The 15,069-nt window shown below is 63.2% G+C and carries 12 protein-coding genes; 10 read left to right on the top strand and 2 right to left on the bottom strand.

All coding sequences use genetic code 11. The features are described 5' to 3' along the window. Nucleotides 1–105 precede the first annotated feature (105 nt). Together IFT44_RS15165 and IFT44_RS15160 are read left to right on the top strand one after the other, a co-directional pair. On the top strand, nucleotides 106–1,551 hold the full coding sequence (locus IFT44_RS15165; protein WP_192176182.1) for an ATPase domain-containing protein: 1,446 nt from the start codon (nucleotides 106–108) through the stop codon (nucleotides 1,549–1,551). 21 nt (nucleotides 1,552–1,572) lie between these two features. Continuing rightward, complete coding sequence (locus IFT44_RS15160) at nucleotides 1,573–1,941, top strand: response regulator transcription factor (RefSeq protein WP_192176162.1); 369 nt, start codon at nucleotides 1,573–1,575, stop codon at nucleotides 1,939–1,941. Nucleotides 1,942–1,964: 23 nt separating this feature from the next. On the opposite strand, the gene map is transcribed toward IFT44_RS15160, so the two are convergent. Continuing rightward, on the bottom strand, nucleotides 1,965–2,723 hold the full coding sequence (gene map, locus IFT44_RS15155; RefSeq protein ID WP_192057383.1) for a type I methionyl aminopeptidase: 759 nt from the start codon (nucleotides 2,721–2,723) through the stop codon (nucleotides 1,965–1,967). Nucleotides 2,724–3,115: 392 nt separating this feature from the next. Here map and IFT44_RS15150 point away from each other — a divergent pair, with 392 nt between their 5' ends. The 7 genes from IFT44_RS15150 to tcuC all read left to right on the top strand — a co-directional run bounded on the left by IFT44_RS15150 (nucleotide 3,116) and on the right by tcuC (nucleotide 9,682). Then, a complete protein-coding gene (locus tag IFT44_RS15150) occupies nucleotides 3,116–4,576 on the top strand; it encodes a sugar porter family MFS transporter (RefSeq protein WP_274598223.1) in 1,461 nt (486 codons plus the stop codon). A gap of 100 nt (nucleotides 4,577–4,676) precedes the next feature. Continuing rightward, on the top strand, nucleotides 4,677–4,952 hold the full coding sequence (locus IFT44_RS15145; protein WP_122478754.1) for a DUF3253 domain-containing protein: 276 nt from the start codon (nucleotides 4,677–4,679) through the stop codon (nucleotides 4,950–4,952). Between the two features lie 88 nt (nucleotides 4,953–5,040). Further along, nucleotides 5,041–6,273 (top strand): MFS transporter, encoded by a 1,233-nt coding sequence (locus IFT44_RS15140; RefSeq protein ID WP_192176161.1) that lies wholly within the window; start codon nucleotides 5,041–5,043, stop codon nucleotides 6,271–6,273. A 47-nt stretch (nucleotides 6,274–6,320) separates the two neighbouring features. Continuing rightward, complete coding sequence (locus IFT44_RS15135) at nucleotides 6,321–6,470, top strand: hypothetical protein (protein ID WP_192176160.1); 150 nt, start codon at nucleotides 6,321–6,323, stop codon at nucleotides 6,468–6,470. A 106-nt stretch (nucleotides 6,471–6,576) separates the two neighbouring features. After that, nucleotides 6,577–7,827 carry a D-mannose isomerase gene (locus IFT44_RS15130; protein WP_192176159.1) on the top strand — a complete coding sequence of 417 codons (1,251 nt, stop codon included), beginning with the start codon at nucleotides 6,577–6,579 and terminating at the stop codon, nucleotides 7,825–7,827. A gap of 145 nt (nucleotides 7,828–7,972) precedes the next feature. After that, nucleotides 7,973–8,197 (top strand): DUF6555 family protein, encoded by a 225-nt coding sequence (locus IFT44_RS15125; RefSeq protein WP_185793697.1) that lies wholly within the window; start codon nucleotides 7,973–7,975, stop codon nucleotides 8,195–8,197. A 195-nt stretch (nucleotides 8,198–8,392) separates the two neighbouring features. Further along, a complete protein-coding gene (gene tcuC, locus IFT44_RS15120) occupies nucleotides 8,393–9,682 on the top strand; it encodes an MFS transporter (RefSeq protein ID WP_185793698.1) in 1,290 nt (429 codons plus the stop codon). A 137-nt stretch (nucleotides 9,683–9,819) separates the two neighbouring features. Here tcuC and IFT44_RS15115 read toward each other — a convergent pair whose 3' ends face one another. Then, nucleotides 9,820–11,283: a glyceraldehyde-3-phosphate dehydrogenase gene (locus tag IFT44_RS15115; protein WP_192103611.1), complete on the bottom strand. Its 1,464-nt coding sequence runs from the start codon at nucleotides 11,281–11,283 to the stop codon at nucleotides 9,820–9,822. Nucleotides 11,284–11,619: 336 nt separating this feature from the next. On the opposite strand from IFT44_RS15115, the gene mfd reads away from it, so the two are divergent. Then, on the top strand, nucleotides 11,620–15,069 hold the full coding sequence (mfd, locus tag IFT44_RS15110) for a transcription-repair coupling factor (RefSeq protein ID WP_192176158.1): 3,450 nt from the start codon (nucleotides 11,620–11,622) through the stop codon (nucleotides 15,067–15,069).

The following is a 15,069-nucleotide window of genomic DNA, read 5'->3' as shown; positions in this document are numbered from 1 at the left end:
GATGCACTGGCTTGGTCAAAAAGGTATAGAATCCCCAGCATTTGATGGATCGGTCACCGTCGTGCAGACATGGCCGATCGCGTACAACCCATACAGGCAGATCGGATATTGGAACAGCTAAAGCGCCTCGCAAGCGGGATTGAAGGGCTCGATTTGTTGCTCAAGGGTGGGCTGGTGGCCGGTGCGTCATACATCGTGCAGGGCCGTCCGGGTTCGGGCAAGACCATCCTGGCCAACCAGTTGGGCTTCAATCACGTGAGCCAGGGTGGCCGCGTACTGGTCGCCACCCTGCTTGCGGAATCCCATGAGCGGCTGTTCCAGTACCTGTCCACGCTGAGCTTTTTCGATGCCTCGAAAATCGGCAACGAGATCCAGTTCGTCAGCGCATTCGACACCCTGGAAAACGAAGGCCTGGACGAAGTGGTCAAGCTGCTGCGCCGCGAAATCAGTCGGCAGAAAGCGACGGTATTGATCGTTGATGGCGTGCTCAATGCCCGCTCCAAGGCCGACTCGCAGATCGACACCAAGAAATTCATCTCCGAGCTGCAGGGCCATGCGGCGTTCGCCGGGTGTACGGTGCTGTTCCTGACCAGCTCGCGACTGGACGACGGCAGCCCAGAGCACACCATGGTCGATGGCGTGATCGAACTGGGCGAGGAGCTGTTCAACACCCGTTCGGTGCGCCGCATCCAACTGCGCAAGACCCGTGGCAGCGGCGCGCTGTCAGGGTTGCACGAATGCGAGATCACCGACGATGGGCTGGTGGTGTACCCGCGCCTGGAAAGCCTGTACAGCCACCCCTCCTGCCCTGACCCCACCGATCTTACCCGCATACCCAGCGGCATTCCTGCGCTGGACAACCTGATTGGCGGCGGTCTGCCGCGTTCCTCGGTGACGCTGGTAATGGGCCCGTCGGGCATCGGCAAGACCAGCATGGGAATCAGCTTCCTGTCGGCGTCCACGCCCGAACAGCCGGGCATGCTGTTTGGCATGTACGAGTCCGAGCGCCGCCTGCAGATCAAGGCGCGATCGCTTGGCCATGATTTCGAGGCGCTGCAAGCCAGCGGCGCTTTGCACGTGTGTTGGCAGCCAACCACCGAAGGGCTGCTCGACGGTCTGGGGGCAAGGCTGCTGCGCCATGTCGAGGTCCATGGCATCAAGCGCCTGCTCATCGACAGCCTGGGCGGCATGGCCCGCACGGCGACCAGCACCGTACGCCTGACCGAGTTCTTCAGTACCCTGATGAGCGAGCTGCGCGCCCGTGGCGTCACGGTGTTCGCCACGTGGGAGGTCCGCGGCCTGTTCGGTCCGGAGATCACCTCGCCGGCGCCAGACCTCTCCAGCATCGTCGACAACATCCTGCTGACGCGATTCGTCGAACATGAGTCTGAACTAAAGCGCCTGCTTTCCATTCTTAAAATCAGAGACAGTTATTATGATCCGTCGCTATTGGAGCTGGTCATTCATGGTCATGGAATCGACCTGAGAAAGGCGTTCACAAATGCAGAGGCAGTGTTATCGGGTAGTGCCTCCACGATTTCGAATCCGTGATGTTGCCGGGGTCGAACTGACATGCCCACTATCCTGATCGTCGACGATGAGTATCTCATCGCCGACATTCTCGGTTACGCGTTGGAGGACGAAGGCTACAAGGCTTTCACCGCCAGCAATGGCAAACGCGCGCTCGAGATTTTCGATAGCGAGTCGCCGGCGCTTGTCATAACCGACTTCATGATGCCTGGCATGAACGGCCTCGAGCTGGCGCAAAAAATTCGCAGCCACGCTTCGCTCGGATCCGTGCCCATTCTTTTGATGAGTGGCGCCCAGGGCGGCGTCGGTCGGGCAACGCCCGAGCTGTTCAACGCCGTGTACGACAAACCCTTCGATATCAACAAAGTGGTTGCGCGTATTCGTGAACTGGTGCCCCTGGATCAGGATTAGCAGCAGGCGCCTGTGCTCGTCCGTTACAGCGTGAGAATCTCGTAGCCATCGGCAGTCACTGCCACCATATGCTCCCATTGCGCGGACAGTGACCGGTCGCGGGTCACCACGGTCCAGCCATCGGCCAACTGGCGGGTTCCAGCCTTGCCGGCGTTGATCATCGGCTCGATGGTGAAAATCATGCCCTGGCTCAAACGCATCCCCTCGCCCTTGCGGCCGTAGTGCAACACTTGCGGATCGTCGTGGTAGATCTGCCCGATGCCATGCCCACAGTATTCGCGTACAACGCTGAACCCTTCGCGGTGCGCCACGCTCTGGATGGCGTGGCCGATATCGCCCAAGGTCGCACCCGGCTTGACCACTTCGATACCGGCCAGCATCGCCTCGTGGGTGGTGTCCACCAGTCGCTTTGCCAGCGCGCTCGGCTCACCGACGTAGTACATGCGGCTGGTGTCGCCGAACCAGCCGTCTTTTATGACGGCCACATCGATGTTGACGATGTCGCCGTCGGCCAGCACCACTTCGTTGCTGGGCACACCGTGGCAAACCACTTCGTTGACCGATATGCACACCGTCTTGGTAAACCCGTGATAGCCAACGTTGGCCGGGATTACTTTCAATTCGTTCACGATGTAGGCATTGCACAGCTCGTCCAGGTACTGGGTGGTGACGCCGGCCTGTACGTGCGGTGCAATCATGCGCAGTACGTCAGCGGCAAGCGCCCCTGCACGGCGGGCCAAGGCGACTTGCTCGGGGGTGCGGTTCAGATTCTTGCGGCTCACGGGTTTCTCCTGGGATTCAAGCCTCTATGCTAGCAGAGCGCCGCTGCCGTGCCTGGGCGGCGCACGCCGACATCATTTAATTTCAAACGATACAAAACTTTTTGTAACCACTTCGTTCATAAGACTCACAGCCCAGCGCCATACCGGCAGATGGTCGCGAAAAGCGCACAGGCAGTGTCTTCGGCAGCATGATCGAATGCGGCCCGAAGACTTCAACATTCAAGCAGTTCGACATAATCATAATATCCGCTGGAGCCGACGGCCTTAGGGAGTGTTCCCTTCCCGGGCCGGCATCGCAACACCGAACGCTGATACCTGCCTTGCCCCTTTCGTGCGCGATCCTGCGTGGCGCATCACGACGCATTGCCTGCGCGCAATGAAAGGAATGAGCCTTGTCCAGTTCCAACACCACAACACCCGACACTTCGCCTGCAGGCGAGGAAAACGACGCCACACGCACCTCTCCCGGCCAGATAGTGGTGCGTGTGGCGATCATCGCCACCATGGGCGCGCTGGCTTTCGGCTACGACACGGGGGTGATTTCCGGCGCCCTGCCCTTCATGACCCAGGGGCCGGACCAAGGTGGCCTGGGCCTCACTCCGTTCACCGAGGGCCTGGTGGCTTCCTCGCTGATTCTGGGTGCCGCCTTCGGCTCATTGTTCGCCGGCCATCTGGCTGACAAATACGGACGCCTGACGGCGCTCAAAGGCCTGGCCATCCTGTTCATGATCGGCGCCCTGGGTTCCGCCCTCGCGCCGACGGTGGCGATCATGATCGCCACTCGCTTCGTGCTGGGGTTGGCAGTCGGTGGGGCATCGGCGATCGTGCCGATGTTCATTGCCGAAATCGCCGGCCCCAACAAGCGGGCGCGGCTGGTGAGCCAGAATGAGTTGATGATCGTCACCGGGCAGTTGGTGGCCTATGTCTCCAACGCCCTGCTCGCGCATTTTGCCCACACCCCCGATGTATGGCGCTGGATGCTCGCCATCGCGGTGATTCCGGCTGCGCTGCTGTGGATTGGCATGCACTTCGTGCCCACCTCACCGCGCTGGCTCGCCAGCAAGGGCCGCATGGACGAGGCACGCGAAGTGCTGGAAAGGCTGCGTTCGAGCAAGAAGCAGGTCGACAAGGAAATGAAGGAGATCATTGCCCAGAACGAAGAGCAGCGCGCCGATGTCAGTTGGTCCTCGATCTGGGCCGAGCCCTGGCTGCGTCGCCTGCTGCTGGTGGGCATGGGGCTGGGCTTCGTGGCTCAGCTGACGGGGGTGAATGCGTTCATGTATTTCACGCCGGTCATCCTCAAGTCCACCGGGCTGGGTACCAACGCGGCACTCACCGCCACCATCGGCAACGGCGTGGCTTCGGTGATCGCCACCCTGATCGGCATCTGGCTGGTCGGGCGCCATGGCCGTCGGCCGATGCTGATGACCGGCCTGTGCTTCGTGATCCTCGCGCAGGTGCTGCTCTGCTGCGTGCTGACCATGCTGCCCGCCTCGCTGCTGCAGAGCTACCTGGCACTGGCCTGCATCCTGATGTTCCTGCTGTTCATGCAGACCTTCATCGCTCCGGTCTACTGGCTGCTGATGTCCGAGCTGTTTCCCTCGCACCTGCGTGGCCTGATGACCGGCACTGCGGTGTGCTTCCAGTGGCTGTGCAATGCGTCGGTGGCGTTCATGTTCCCGATCGCCCTGGCCGGCTTCGGCCCTTATACCTTCATGTTGTTCGCGGTGATCAACGTCATGTCGCTGATCTTCGTGATGACTTGCGTGCCGGAAACCCGGGGCAAGTCGCTGGAGCAGATCGAACGGCACATGGAGAAGGAATTCACTCCGGACGAGGCCGCCAGCGCCTGAGCCGGCAACGGGTCGATATGTCCAGTGCGAGACGTTGCAGGTAACATGGCTGAAGTTGTTTTCATATTCGCCATGTTGCCTGCAAGGACGAACGCCCTCCATGACCCATCCCGACGACGTCATCGCCAGCCGCGTCCTGCAACTGCTGGAACAGCGCGCTCCCGGCGCTTCGATCTGCCCCTCCGAGGTGGCTCGCTCGCTGGAGCAGGATGAACCGCAGTGGCGCGCGCTGATGCCCGAGGTTCGCCGGGTGGCCAGGGCCCTGGCCGCCGCTCGCATCATCGACGTGACTCAAGGCGATGTGCGGCTCGACCCGGACACTGAGGCCGAAGGGCCGATCCGGCTGCGCCGCGGCGCGCACTTCAAGCACCCGTGATGCATGGCCGGCCGCCGCTGCTGACGGGCGTCCGGCCAAATGCCACCGACGGGTACTCCGACTGCCTTCTCCGATCTGGCTGAAACCGATGACTCGAACACCTGCGCAAGACCCTGGCGTCACCGACGACACCTGCAACGACCGGCGTGCCCGGACTCGCTTCTGGCTGATCGCCCTGGCGTTTCTGATCACCATGATCGGCACCACCCTGCCAACACCGCTGTATGCCTTGTATCAACAGCACCTGGGTTTCGGTCCGACCTGGGTGACCTTGATTTTCGCCATCTATGCCGCCGGCGTGATCTTTGCGTTGCTGGCGGTCGGCAGCTGGTCCGATCAACTGGGCCGGCGACCGATGCTGCTGGCCGGCCTGGCCATGGGCGCGCTCAGTGCGCTGATCTTCCTCTGCACCGACTCCATCGGCGGGCTGCTGGTCGGTCGGCTGATCTCGGGCTTCTCGGCCGGCATCATGACCGGTACCGGCACGGTGGCGGTGATCGAGGCGGCGCCCAAGCGCTGGCAGGGCAATGCAACCTTGGTCGCCACCGCAGCCAACATGCTCGGCTTGGGCCTGGGGCCACTGCTGGCCGGGCTGACTTCGCAATTCCTGCCGTGGCCGGTACACCTGGCGTTCGTCGTCCACCTGGTGCTGCTGTTGGCGGCTACCGCAGCCATTCTGTCTGTCGGTGAAACCGTCCGACGCCCAGCCAAGCCGCGGCTTGCCTTCCAGCGTCCCAGCCTGCCAGCGGCGGTGCGCGGGCCGTTCATTCCTGCGGCCATTGCCGGCCTCGCCGGTTTCAGCGTGACGGGGCTGTTCACCTCGCTGGTGCCGTCGATCATGCGCCAAGTCATGGGTCACGACGGCGGGGTCGTGATCGGCGCGGTGATCTTCGTGCTGTTCGCAGGCTCGGTCGTCGGCCAGGCCTGGGTCCGGCGGATCCGCGACAGTGCGCAGATGAGCATCGGTTGCAGCGTGCTGATCGTGGGCGTTGCCTGCCTGGGCATGAGTATCGCCAGCGCGCAGCTGTGGCTACTGGTGCTGGGCGGCGCCTTGAGCGGCATCGGCCAGGGCCTGACCTTCCGCGCCGGCATGGGCGCGGTGACCAACGCCGCGCCGGCCGGCCAGAAAGCCGGGGTGACCTCGGCGCTGTTCATCGTCTACTACATGTCCATGTCGGTGCCGGTGATTGCGGTCGGCGTGAGCATTCCACAGTTCGGCCTGCATCATTCGGCGGAGTTTTTCAGCGTGCTGGTTGCCTTGGTTGCGGTGGTGGCCATGGTCAGCATGAACGTCGTGCGTGCCCGAGCGTCCAACGTCTGAGGCGACCCGCGCAGGTCGCGACGTATTTCTTCTACAGGAGAATGACCATGACACCGGAAACCGAAGGTACGGAAGAGAAAGGCCCGAACGGCGTGCCTTTCATCAACGACCCAGGCAACGAAGACCCCGGATCGGGCACGAGCAATGCCCCCGTGCCGCTTGACGACGAAGATGATCAAGATGACGCCTATGAATAGGTCGAATCGGCCACAAGCATGACTGTAAGGGCCAGTGCTCCCCACGACGGAACACTGGCCGCTATGCTGGATGCCTCCTGCATCCCCTAGCGAGGCATTGGTACAGATGGAGCCCCTTACTCCCGCTGCAAACAGCTGGTTGACCCTTCCCGCCCACCGGCACTGGCTGGCCCTGCAGGGGCAGCGATTGCTGGAGTTTGCCAAGGCCGCGCGGATCGAGAACGGTTTCGCCGACCTCGACCACCGTGGCCGACCGCTGCTGTCCAGTGGCGCATTGACCATTCAGACCGCGCGCATGACCCACAGCTTCGCCCTCGCCTGTCTCCAGGGGATACCGGGCAGCGCAGCCATGGTCGACCACGGCATTCGCACGCTGCAAGGCCCACTGCGTGATGCACGAAATGGCGGCTGGCATGCCAGCGAGAAACCCGTGGCTGCAGAGCGCAAGCAAGCCTACCTGCATGCCTTCGTCGCCCTGGCGGCGAGCTCGGCGGTTGCCGCCGGACGGCCCGGCGCGACAGCGTTGCTGGCGGATGCGGTCGATGTGCTGGAACGACGCTTCTGGTGCGAGGAGGAGCAGGCACTCCTGGAGTCCTTCGCCCAGGACTGGAGCGATCCGGAAAGCTACCGCGGTGGCAACAGCAACATGCACGGCGTGGAAGCGTGCCTGGCGCTGGCCGACGTCTGCAACGACGACAAATGGCTGGATCGCGCGCTGGCAATCAGTGAACGGCTGATTCACCACCACGCGGCTGCGGCCAGCTACCTGCCGGTCGAACATTTCGACGCCTGCTGGCAACCCCTGGCGGACTACAACCACGAGCGCCCCGCCGACGAATTTCGCCCATACGGGCAAACCCCAGGGCACGCATTCGAGTGGGCGCGATTGCTGCTGCACCTGGAGGCCGCCAGGCACCGCATCGGCCTGACCAACCCAAGCTGGCTGGCCGACGACGCCCAGCGTCTGTTCGCCGCAGCCTGCGACCTGGGCTGGGCTGTGGACGGGCAGCCCGGAATCGTCTACACCATCGACTGGCAGCACCGTCCAGTGGTCGCGCAGCGCCTGCATTGGACGCTGGCCGAGGCAGTGGCCGCCGCCGCGGCGTTGCACCAGCGCACCGCGGATGCCGCTTACGAGCGCTGGTATCGCGAGTTCTGGGACTACATCGACCTCTACCTGATCGACCGCGAGCACGGCAGCTGGCACCACGAACTCGACGCTCGCAATCGACCGGCAGGGACCATCTGGCCGGGCAAGCCTGATCTCTACCATGCCTACCAGGCAACTTTGTTGCCGACCTTGCCGCTGGCTCCGAGCCTGGCAACCGCGCTGGCCCGCCAGGCCGGCCTGGGCTGAGCTGAGCTGAGCTGAGCTGAGCGAGCGAGCGAGCTACCAGGCAATCTGCGGATTGGCGCGAGCGCGCCAATCCAACGGAATTTTTCTGGCGGGCCATACTCCGACGCACATCACGCCGCTCATCACAAGGAAGAACCTCGGCCCCATGAACAACGCGAAACTGTTCGTCATCGACTATACCCTTCACGGCGATCCCAAATCCTTCGTCATCAGAGCCGAGAAAATGGACAACAGCGAAGCCTGGCATTGGGCGAGCTGCGATGCTGGCGTTGGCCGCATCGGTCGATTCGGCCGCGAGCATGTGACCAAGACCAGCCAGCCCTCGGCCGAGAAATTCGGCATTCACGCGGTGAGCTGGCGCCCTGCCTGAGCAGGCTCGGCGCTCGGATTACCCGCGCGGCAACGTGGCTGGAAAAACTTAGCTAGCGAACGAATTCACTTTACCTGAGGTTGATCTGGAACATATTGTTACAAGATATGTTCCCGGAGTCGGACAGCTGTGCCCGATTGGCCAGGTGTTCGAATCCATGGGTCATCAACAAGATCAAGTAGAGTGAGCACGGCCATGACGTCTGAGGTGGGTAAAGGCAAGGCGATCTTTCGCGTTGTCAGCGGCAATTTTCTCGAAATGTTCGATTTCATGGTCTATGGCTTCTATGCCACGGCAATCGCCAAGACTTTCTTTCCGACCGACAGCGCCTTCGCTTCATTGATGCTATCGCTGGCCACCTTCGGTGCCGGTTTTCTCATGCGCCCGCTCGGGGCAATCTTTCTGGGTGCCTACATCGACCGGCACGGGCGCCGCAAAGGGCTGATCGTGACCCTGGCGTTGATGGCCATGGGCACGGTGTTGATTGCCTGCGTACCAGGTTATGCAACCCTGGGCGTCGCGGCGCCTTTACTGGTGTTGCTCGGCCGGCTGCTGCAGGGCTTTTCCGCAGGCGTCGAACTGGGCGGGGTGTCGGTGTATCTGGCGGAAATCGCCACACCAGGGCGCAAGGGCTTTTTCGTCAGTTGGCAGTCTGCCAGCCAGCAGGTCGCCGTGGTCTTCGCCGGCCTGCTGGGGGTATTGCTCAACCACTTCCTGGATGCACGACAGATGGGCGAATGGGGCTGGCGGGTGCCGTTCCTGGTGGGTTGCATGATCGTACCCGTGATCTTTTTCATCCGCCGTTCGCTGGAGGAGACGCCGGAGTTCGAGGCTCGCACCCACCGCCCAACCCTCAAGCAGGTGGTGCACTCGGTGGCGCAGAATTTCCGTCTGGTGCTGGCGGGCATGGCGCTGGTCGTGATGACCACCGTGTCGTTCTACCTGATTACTGCCTACACGCCGACGTTCGGCAAGAACGAGCTGCACCTGTCGGACATGGATGCGTTGCTGGTGACCATGGCGGTGGGCATTTCCAACTTCATCTGGTTGCCGATCATGGGCGCGCTGTCGGACCGGATCGGGCGCAAACCGTTGCTGCTTGCGGCCACGGTGCTGGCGATTCTGACGGCCTATCCGACCTTGTCATGGCTGGTGGCTGACCCCAGCTTCGCGCGTCTGCTGACGGTCGAGTTGTGGCTGTCGTTCCTGTATGGCTCGTACAACGGTGCCATGGTTGTGGCGTTGACCGAGATCATGCCGCTGGACGTGCGCACCACCGGGTTTTCCCTGGCCTACAGCCTGGCCACGGCGACGTTTGGCGGGTTCACCCCGGTCGCCTGCACCTACCTGATTCATGCCCTGGACAACAAGGCGGCACCGGGCATCTGGCTCAGTGGCGCGGCGGTGTTGGGGTTGGTGGCGACTTTGGTGCTGTTTCGTGGCGACCGCCATGCGCAGCGGACTGCGTTGGCGGCGCAGGCGTGAAACGGTGGCGCGGCCTTCGCGGGCAGAGACCCGCTCCCACAAAAGCACGCGGGCTCTGCCCGTGACGGGGTCCTGACTGACACCCACACACAAAAACGCCCCGAACCAGTCGGGGCGTTTTCATTCAGCGGTCAGGCTCAGTGAGGGAAAGCTGGAGGGTTGACGCCCGCCATGTCTTCCATCACGCGCACTACCTGGCAGCTGTAGCCGAACTCGTTGTCGTACCAGACGTACAACACGACGCGGTTGTCGTTGCAGATGGTGGCTTCGGCATCGACCACACCGGCGTAGCGCGAGCCGACGAAGTCGGTCGATACCACTTCCTGCGAGTTGACGAAGTCGATCTGCCGGGACAGGTCCGAATGCAGCGCCATGTAGCGCAGGTACTCGTTCATTTCTTCGCGAGTGCTGGCCTTTTCCAGGTTCAGGTTGAGGATGGCCATGGAGACGTTCGGCGTCGGCACGCGGATCGCGTTGCCGGTCAGCTTGCCAGCCAGTTCAGGCAGAGCCTTGGCGGCAGCGGTGGCGGCGCCGGTCTCGGTGATGACCATGTTCAACGCCGCGGAACGGCCGCGACGGTCGCCCTTGTGGAAGTTGTCGATGAGGTTCTGGTCGTTGGTGTACGAGTGAACGGTTTCGACGTGGCCGTTGATGATGCCGAACTTGTCGTTGACCGCCTTGAGCACCGGCACGATGGCATTGGTGGTGCAGGACGCCGCCGAAACGATCTTGTCGTCTGCGGTGATCTGGCCGTGGTTGATGCCGTGCACGATGTTCTTCAGCTTGCCCTTGCCCGGTGCGGTCAGCACCACGCGGTCGATGCCGGGGCAGGCCAGGTGCTGGCCGAGGCCGTCGGCATCGCGCCACACGCCGGTGTTGTCGACCAGCAGGGCATTCTTGATGCCGTACTGGGTGTAGTCGACTTCGCTGGGGTTCTTGGCGTAGATGACCTGGATCAGGTTGCCGTTGACCGTCAGGGTGCTGTTGGCTTCGTCGACATGGATGATGCCGTCGAACGAACCGTGTACCGAGTCGCGACGCAGCAGGCTGGCGCGCTTGACCAGATCGTTGTCGGCGCCCTTGCGCACGACGATCGCCCGCAGACGCAGGCCATCGCCGGCACCTGCCTTCTCCACCAGGATGCGCGCCAGGAGGCGACCGATGCGGCCAAAACCGTACAGCACCACGTCGGTACCGGTACGCTCGCCTTCGTTCTGCTTGCCGACCACGTCTGCCAGTTCTTCACGCACGAACTGTTCGGCAGTGCGCCCGCTCCCGCTTTCCTTGAACTTGACCGCGAGTTTGCCCAGATCGACGGAGGCGGCGCCCAGCTTGAGTTCGCTCATCGCCTTGATCAGCGGGAACGTCTCGTGCACCGACAGCTCCGAGGAATCGGACTGGCGGTGGCGAGCGAAGCGGTGCGCCTTGAGCAGTTCGATCACCGAACGGTTGATCAGGCTGCGGCCGTAGATGGAGGTGACTACGTTGTTATTGCGGTAGAGCTGGCCGATCAACGGAATCATCGCTTCGGCGAGTGCTTCACGATCGATCCATTCACCAAGACACTGGTCGGGCTTCTGAGTCACGGTAACCTTCCACATGTAGGGGCTGAGAAAACGGGCTACATTATGACTTCGCCGCGCGGCGGGAGCAATCCGCGCTTATCGGCGTCGTGAAGTTTGGCGAATCGGGCCGTCAAAAAAACCGAGGTGTACCAATGAGGTAGGCGACACCCGGCGGTTTTATGGCGAGGGACCATGGCGCGCCCTCTGCGGGCCGATTCCTCCGCGATCGAACAAGAAAATCAATGCCCGGATCCTTCAGGGTCTGCTTGTAGAAGCCGCACAATGGCACAACCCCATCACAGCACCTGACAGCCCCCCGCCGCCCCGGTACAATCCCGGTTTTCCGCCGCAACGCTTGGAGCTCAACCTCCCGTGCCTGTTCTGCGCCTTCCGCAACTCCCTGCCTCGGCAGGCAAACATGCCTGGGGCAACCTGCCCGGGGCCGCCCTGAGCCTGGCGATCGCCGAAGCGGCCAATGCCGCCAAGCGCTTCACCCTGCTGCTGACCGCCGACAGCCAGAGCGCCGATCGGCTGGAACAGGAACTGCGCTTTTTCGCCCCGCAGTTGCCGGTGCTGCATTTCCCCGACTGGGAAACCCTGCCCTACGACCTGTTCTCGCCGCACCAGGACATCATCTCGCAGCGCATCGCCGCCCTCTACCGCCTGCCCGAGCTGGCACACGGGGTTTTGGTAGTGCCCATCACCACTGCCCTACACAGGCTGGCACCGACCCAGTTTCTGCTCGGCAGCAGCCTGGTGCTGGATGTTGGTCAGCGCCTGGACGTGGAGCAGATGCGCACGCGCCTGGAAGCCAGCGGCTACCGCTATGTCGACACCGTCTATGAACACGGCGAGTTCGCCGTGCGCGGCGCCCTGATCGACCTGTTCCCCATGGGCAGCAAACTGCCCTACCGGATCGACCTGTTCGACGACGAGATCGAGACCCTGCGCACCTTCGATCCGGAGACCCAGCGTTCCATCGACAAGGTCGAATCGATCCGCCTGCTGCCGGCACGTGAGTTCCCCTTGCAGAAGGAGGCGGTAACCCGCTTCAAGGCGCGCTTTCGCGAACGCTTCGACGTCGACTTCCGGCGCTGCCCGATCTTCCAGGACCTGAGCAGCGGCATCACGCCTGCTGGCATCGAGTACTACCTGCCGCTGTTCTTCGAAGAAACCTCGACCCTGTTCGACTACCTGCCCCAGGACACCCAGGTGTTTTCGCTGCCCGGCATCGAACAGGCCGCCGAGCATTTCTGGAGCGATGTGCGCAACCGCTATGAAGAGCGCCGGGTCGATCCCGCGCGGCCCCTGCTGCCGCCCGCAGAGCTGTTCATGCCGGTGGAAGACTGCTTCGCCCAACTCAAGACCTGGCCGCGCGTCATCGTTAGCCAGGACGATCTGGAACCGGGGCCGGGCCGCGAGCGCTTTGCCGCAGCCAAACTGCCGGACCTGGCCATCGAGGCCAAGGCCAGCCAGCCCCTCGCCGCGCTGGCCGGATTCCTCGACCAGTTCCCCGGGCGGGTACTGTTCACCGCCGAATCGGCTGGCCGTCGCGAAGTGCTGCTGGAGTTGCTCGAGCGGCTCAAGGTCCGCCCGAGGACCGTGGACGGCTGGGAAGAGTTCGCCCAGGGCAAGGAGCGCCTGGCGATCACCATCGCGCCACTGGACGAGGGCCTGCAGATTCTCGACCCGGCCCTGGCCCTGATCGCCGAAAGCCCGCTGTTCGGCCAGCGCGTCATGCAGCGCCGGCGCCGTGACAAGCGTGCCGACGCCGCCAACGACAACGTCATCAAGAACCTCACCGAATTGCGTGAAGGCGCGCCAGTGGTGCACATCGACCACGGTGTGGGCCGCTACCTGGGTCTGGCGACGCTGGAGATCGACAATCAGGTTGCCGAGTTCCTGACCCTGGCCTACGCCGAGAACGCCAAGCTGTACGTGCCGGTGGCCAACCTGCACCTGATCGCCCGCTACACCGGTAGCGACGATGCACTGGCGCCGCTGCACCGGCTTGGTTCGGAAACCTGGCAGAAGGCCAAGCGCAAGGCGGCCGAGCAGGTCCGCGACGTGGCCGCCGAGTTGCTCGACATCTATGCGCGCCGTGCTGCCCGCAAAGGCTATGCCTTCGCCGACCCGGCGCTGGACTACGCCACGTTCAGTGCCGGCTTCGCCTTTGAGGAAACCCCGGACCAGCAATCGGCCATCGACGCGGTGCGCCACGACATGCTGGCGCCCAAGCCGATGGACCGCCTGGTGTGCGGCGACGTTGGCTTCGGCAAGACCGAAGTGGCCATGCGTGCCGCGTTCATCGCCGTGCACGGTGGTCGCCAGGTGGCCATTCTGGTGCCGACCACGCTGCTCGCCCAGCAGCACTACAACAGCTTTCGTGACCGCTTCGCCGACTGGCCGGTCAGCGTCGAGGTGATGAGCCGCTTCAAGTCGACCAAAGAGGTCAACAGCGCGGTGGCGCAACTGGCCGAGGGCAAGATCGACATCGTCATCGGCACCCACAAGCTGCTCCAGGACGACGTCAAGATCAAGAACCTGGGCCTGGTGATCATCGACGAGGAGCACCGCTTCGGGGTGCGCCAGAAAGAAGCGCTCAAGGCGCTGCGCAGCGAAGTCGACATCCTGACCCTGACTGCCACGCCGATCCCGCGTACCCTGAACATGGCCGTGGCCGGCATGCGTGACCTGTCGATCATCGCCACGCCGCCGGCACGGCGGCTGTCGGTGCGCACCTTCGTCATGGAGCAGAACAAGAGCACCGTGAAGGAAGCACTGCTGCGCGAGCTGTTGCGCGGTGGCCAGGTGTACTACCTGCACAACGATGTGAAGACCATCGAGAAATGCGCTGCCGACCTCGCCGAACTGGTGCCCGAGGCACGCATCGGCATCGGCCACGGGCAGATGCGCGAGCGCGAGCTCGAACAGGTGATGAGCGACTTCTACCACAAGCGCTTCAACGTGCTGATTGCCTCGACCATCATCGAGACCGGCATCGACGTGCCCAGCGCCAACACCATCATCATCGAGCGTGCCGACAAGTTCGGCCTGGCCCAGCTGCACCAGCTGCGCGGCCGCGTGGGGCGCAGTCACCACCAGGCCTACGCCTACCTGCTGACCCCGCCGCGCCAGCAGATCACCCCGGACGCGGAAAAGCGCCTGGAAGCCATCGCCAACACCCAGGACCTGGGGGCGGGTTTCGTTCTGGCTACCAACGACCTGGAGATCCGCGGCGCCGGCGAGCTGCTCGGCGAAGGCCAGAGCGGGCAGATCCAGGCAGTCGGCTTTACCCTGTACATGGAAATGCTCGAACGCGCGGTGAAGTCGATCCGCAAGGGCGAGCAGCCCAACCTCGACCAGCCGCTGGGAGGCGGCCCGGAAATCAACCTGCGTCTGCCGGCACTGATTCCCGCGGACTACCTGCCCGACGTGCACGCCCGGCTGATTCTCTACAAGCGCATCGCCTCGGCGGTGGACGAGGACGGCCTCAAGGACCTGCAGGTGGAGATGATCGACCGCTTCGGCCTGCTGCCGGAGCCGACCAAGAACCTGGTGCGCCTGACGCTGCTCAAGCTTCAAGCCGAGCAACTGGGCATAACCAAGGTCGATGGCGGCCCGCAGGGTGGACGCATCGAATTCGGCCCGAGCACGCCGGTCGATCCGCTGACCCTGATCAAGCTGATCCAGAGCCAGCCCAAGCGCTACAAGTTCGAAGGCGCCACGCTGTTCAAGTTCATGGTGCCGATGGAGCGCGCCGAGGAGCGTTTCAACGTCATCGAGGCGCTGTTCGAACGCCTCACGCCGAAAGCCGGTTGA

The sequence above is a fragment of the Pseudomonas sp. CFBP 13710 genome (genome assembly GCF_014842235.1).
In the GTDB taxonomy this organism is placed as follows: domain Bacteria; phylum Pseudomonadota; class Gammaproteobacteria; order Pseudomonadales; family Pseudomonadaceae; genus Aquipseudomonas; species Aquipseudomonas baltica.
Note: the sequence above shows the minus strand (reverse complement) of the source record. Positions and strands in the feature narration are given on the sequence as shown.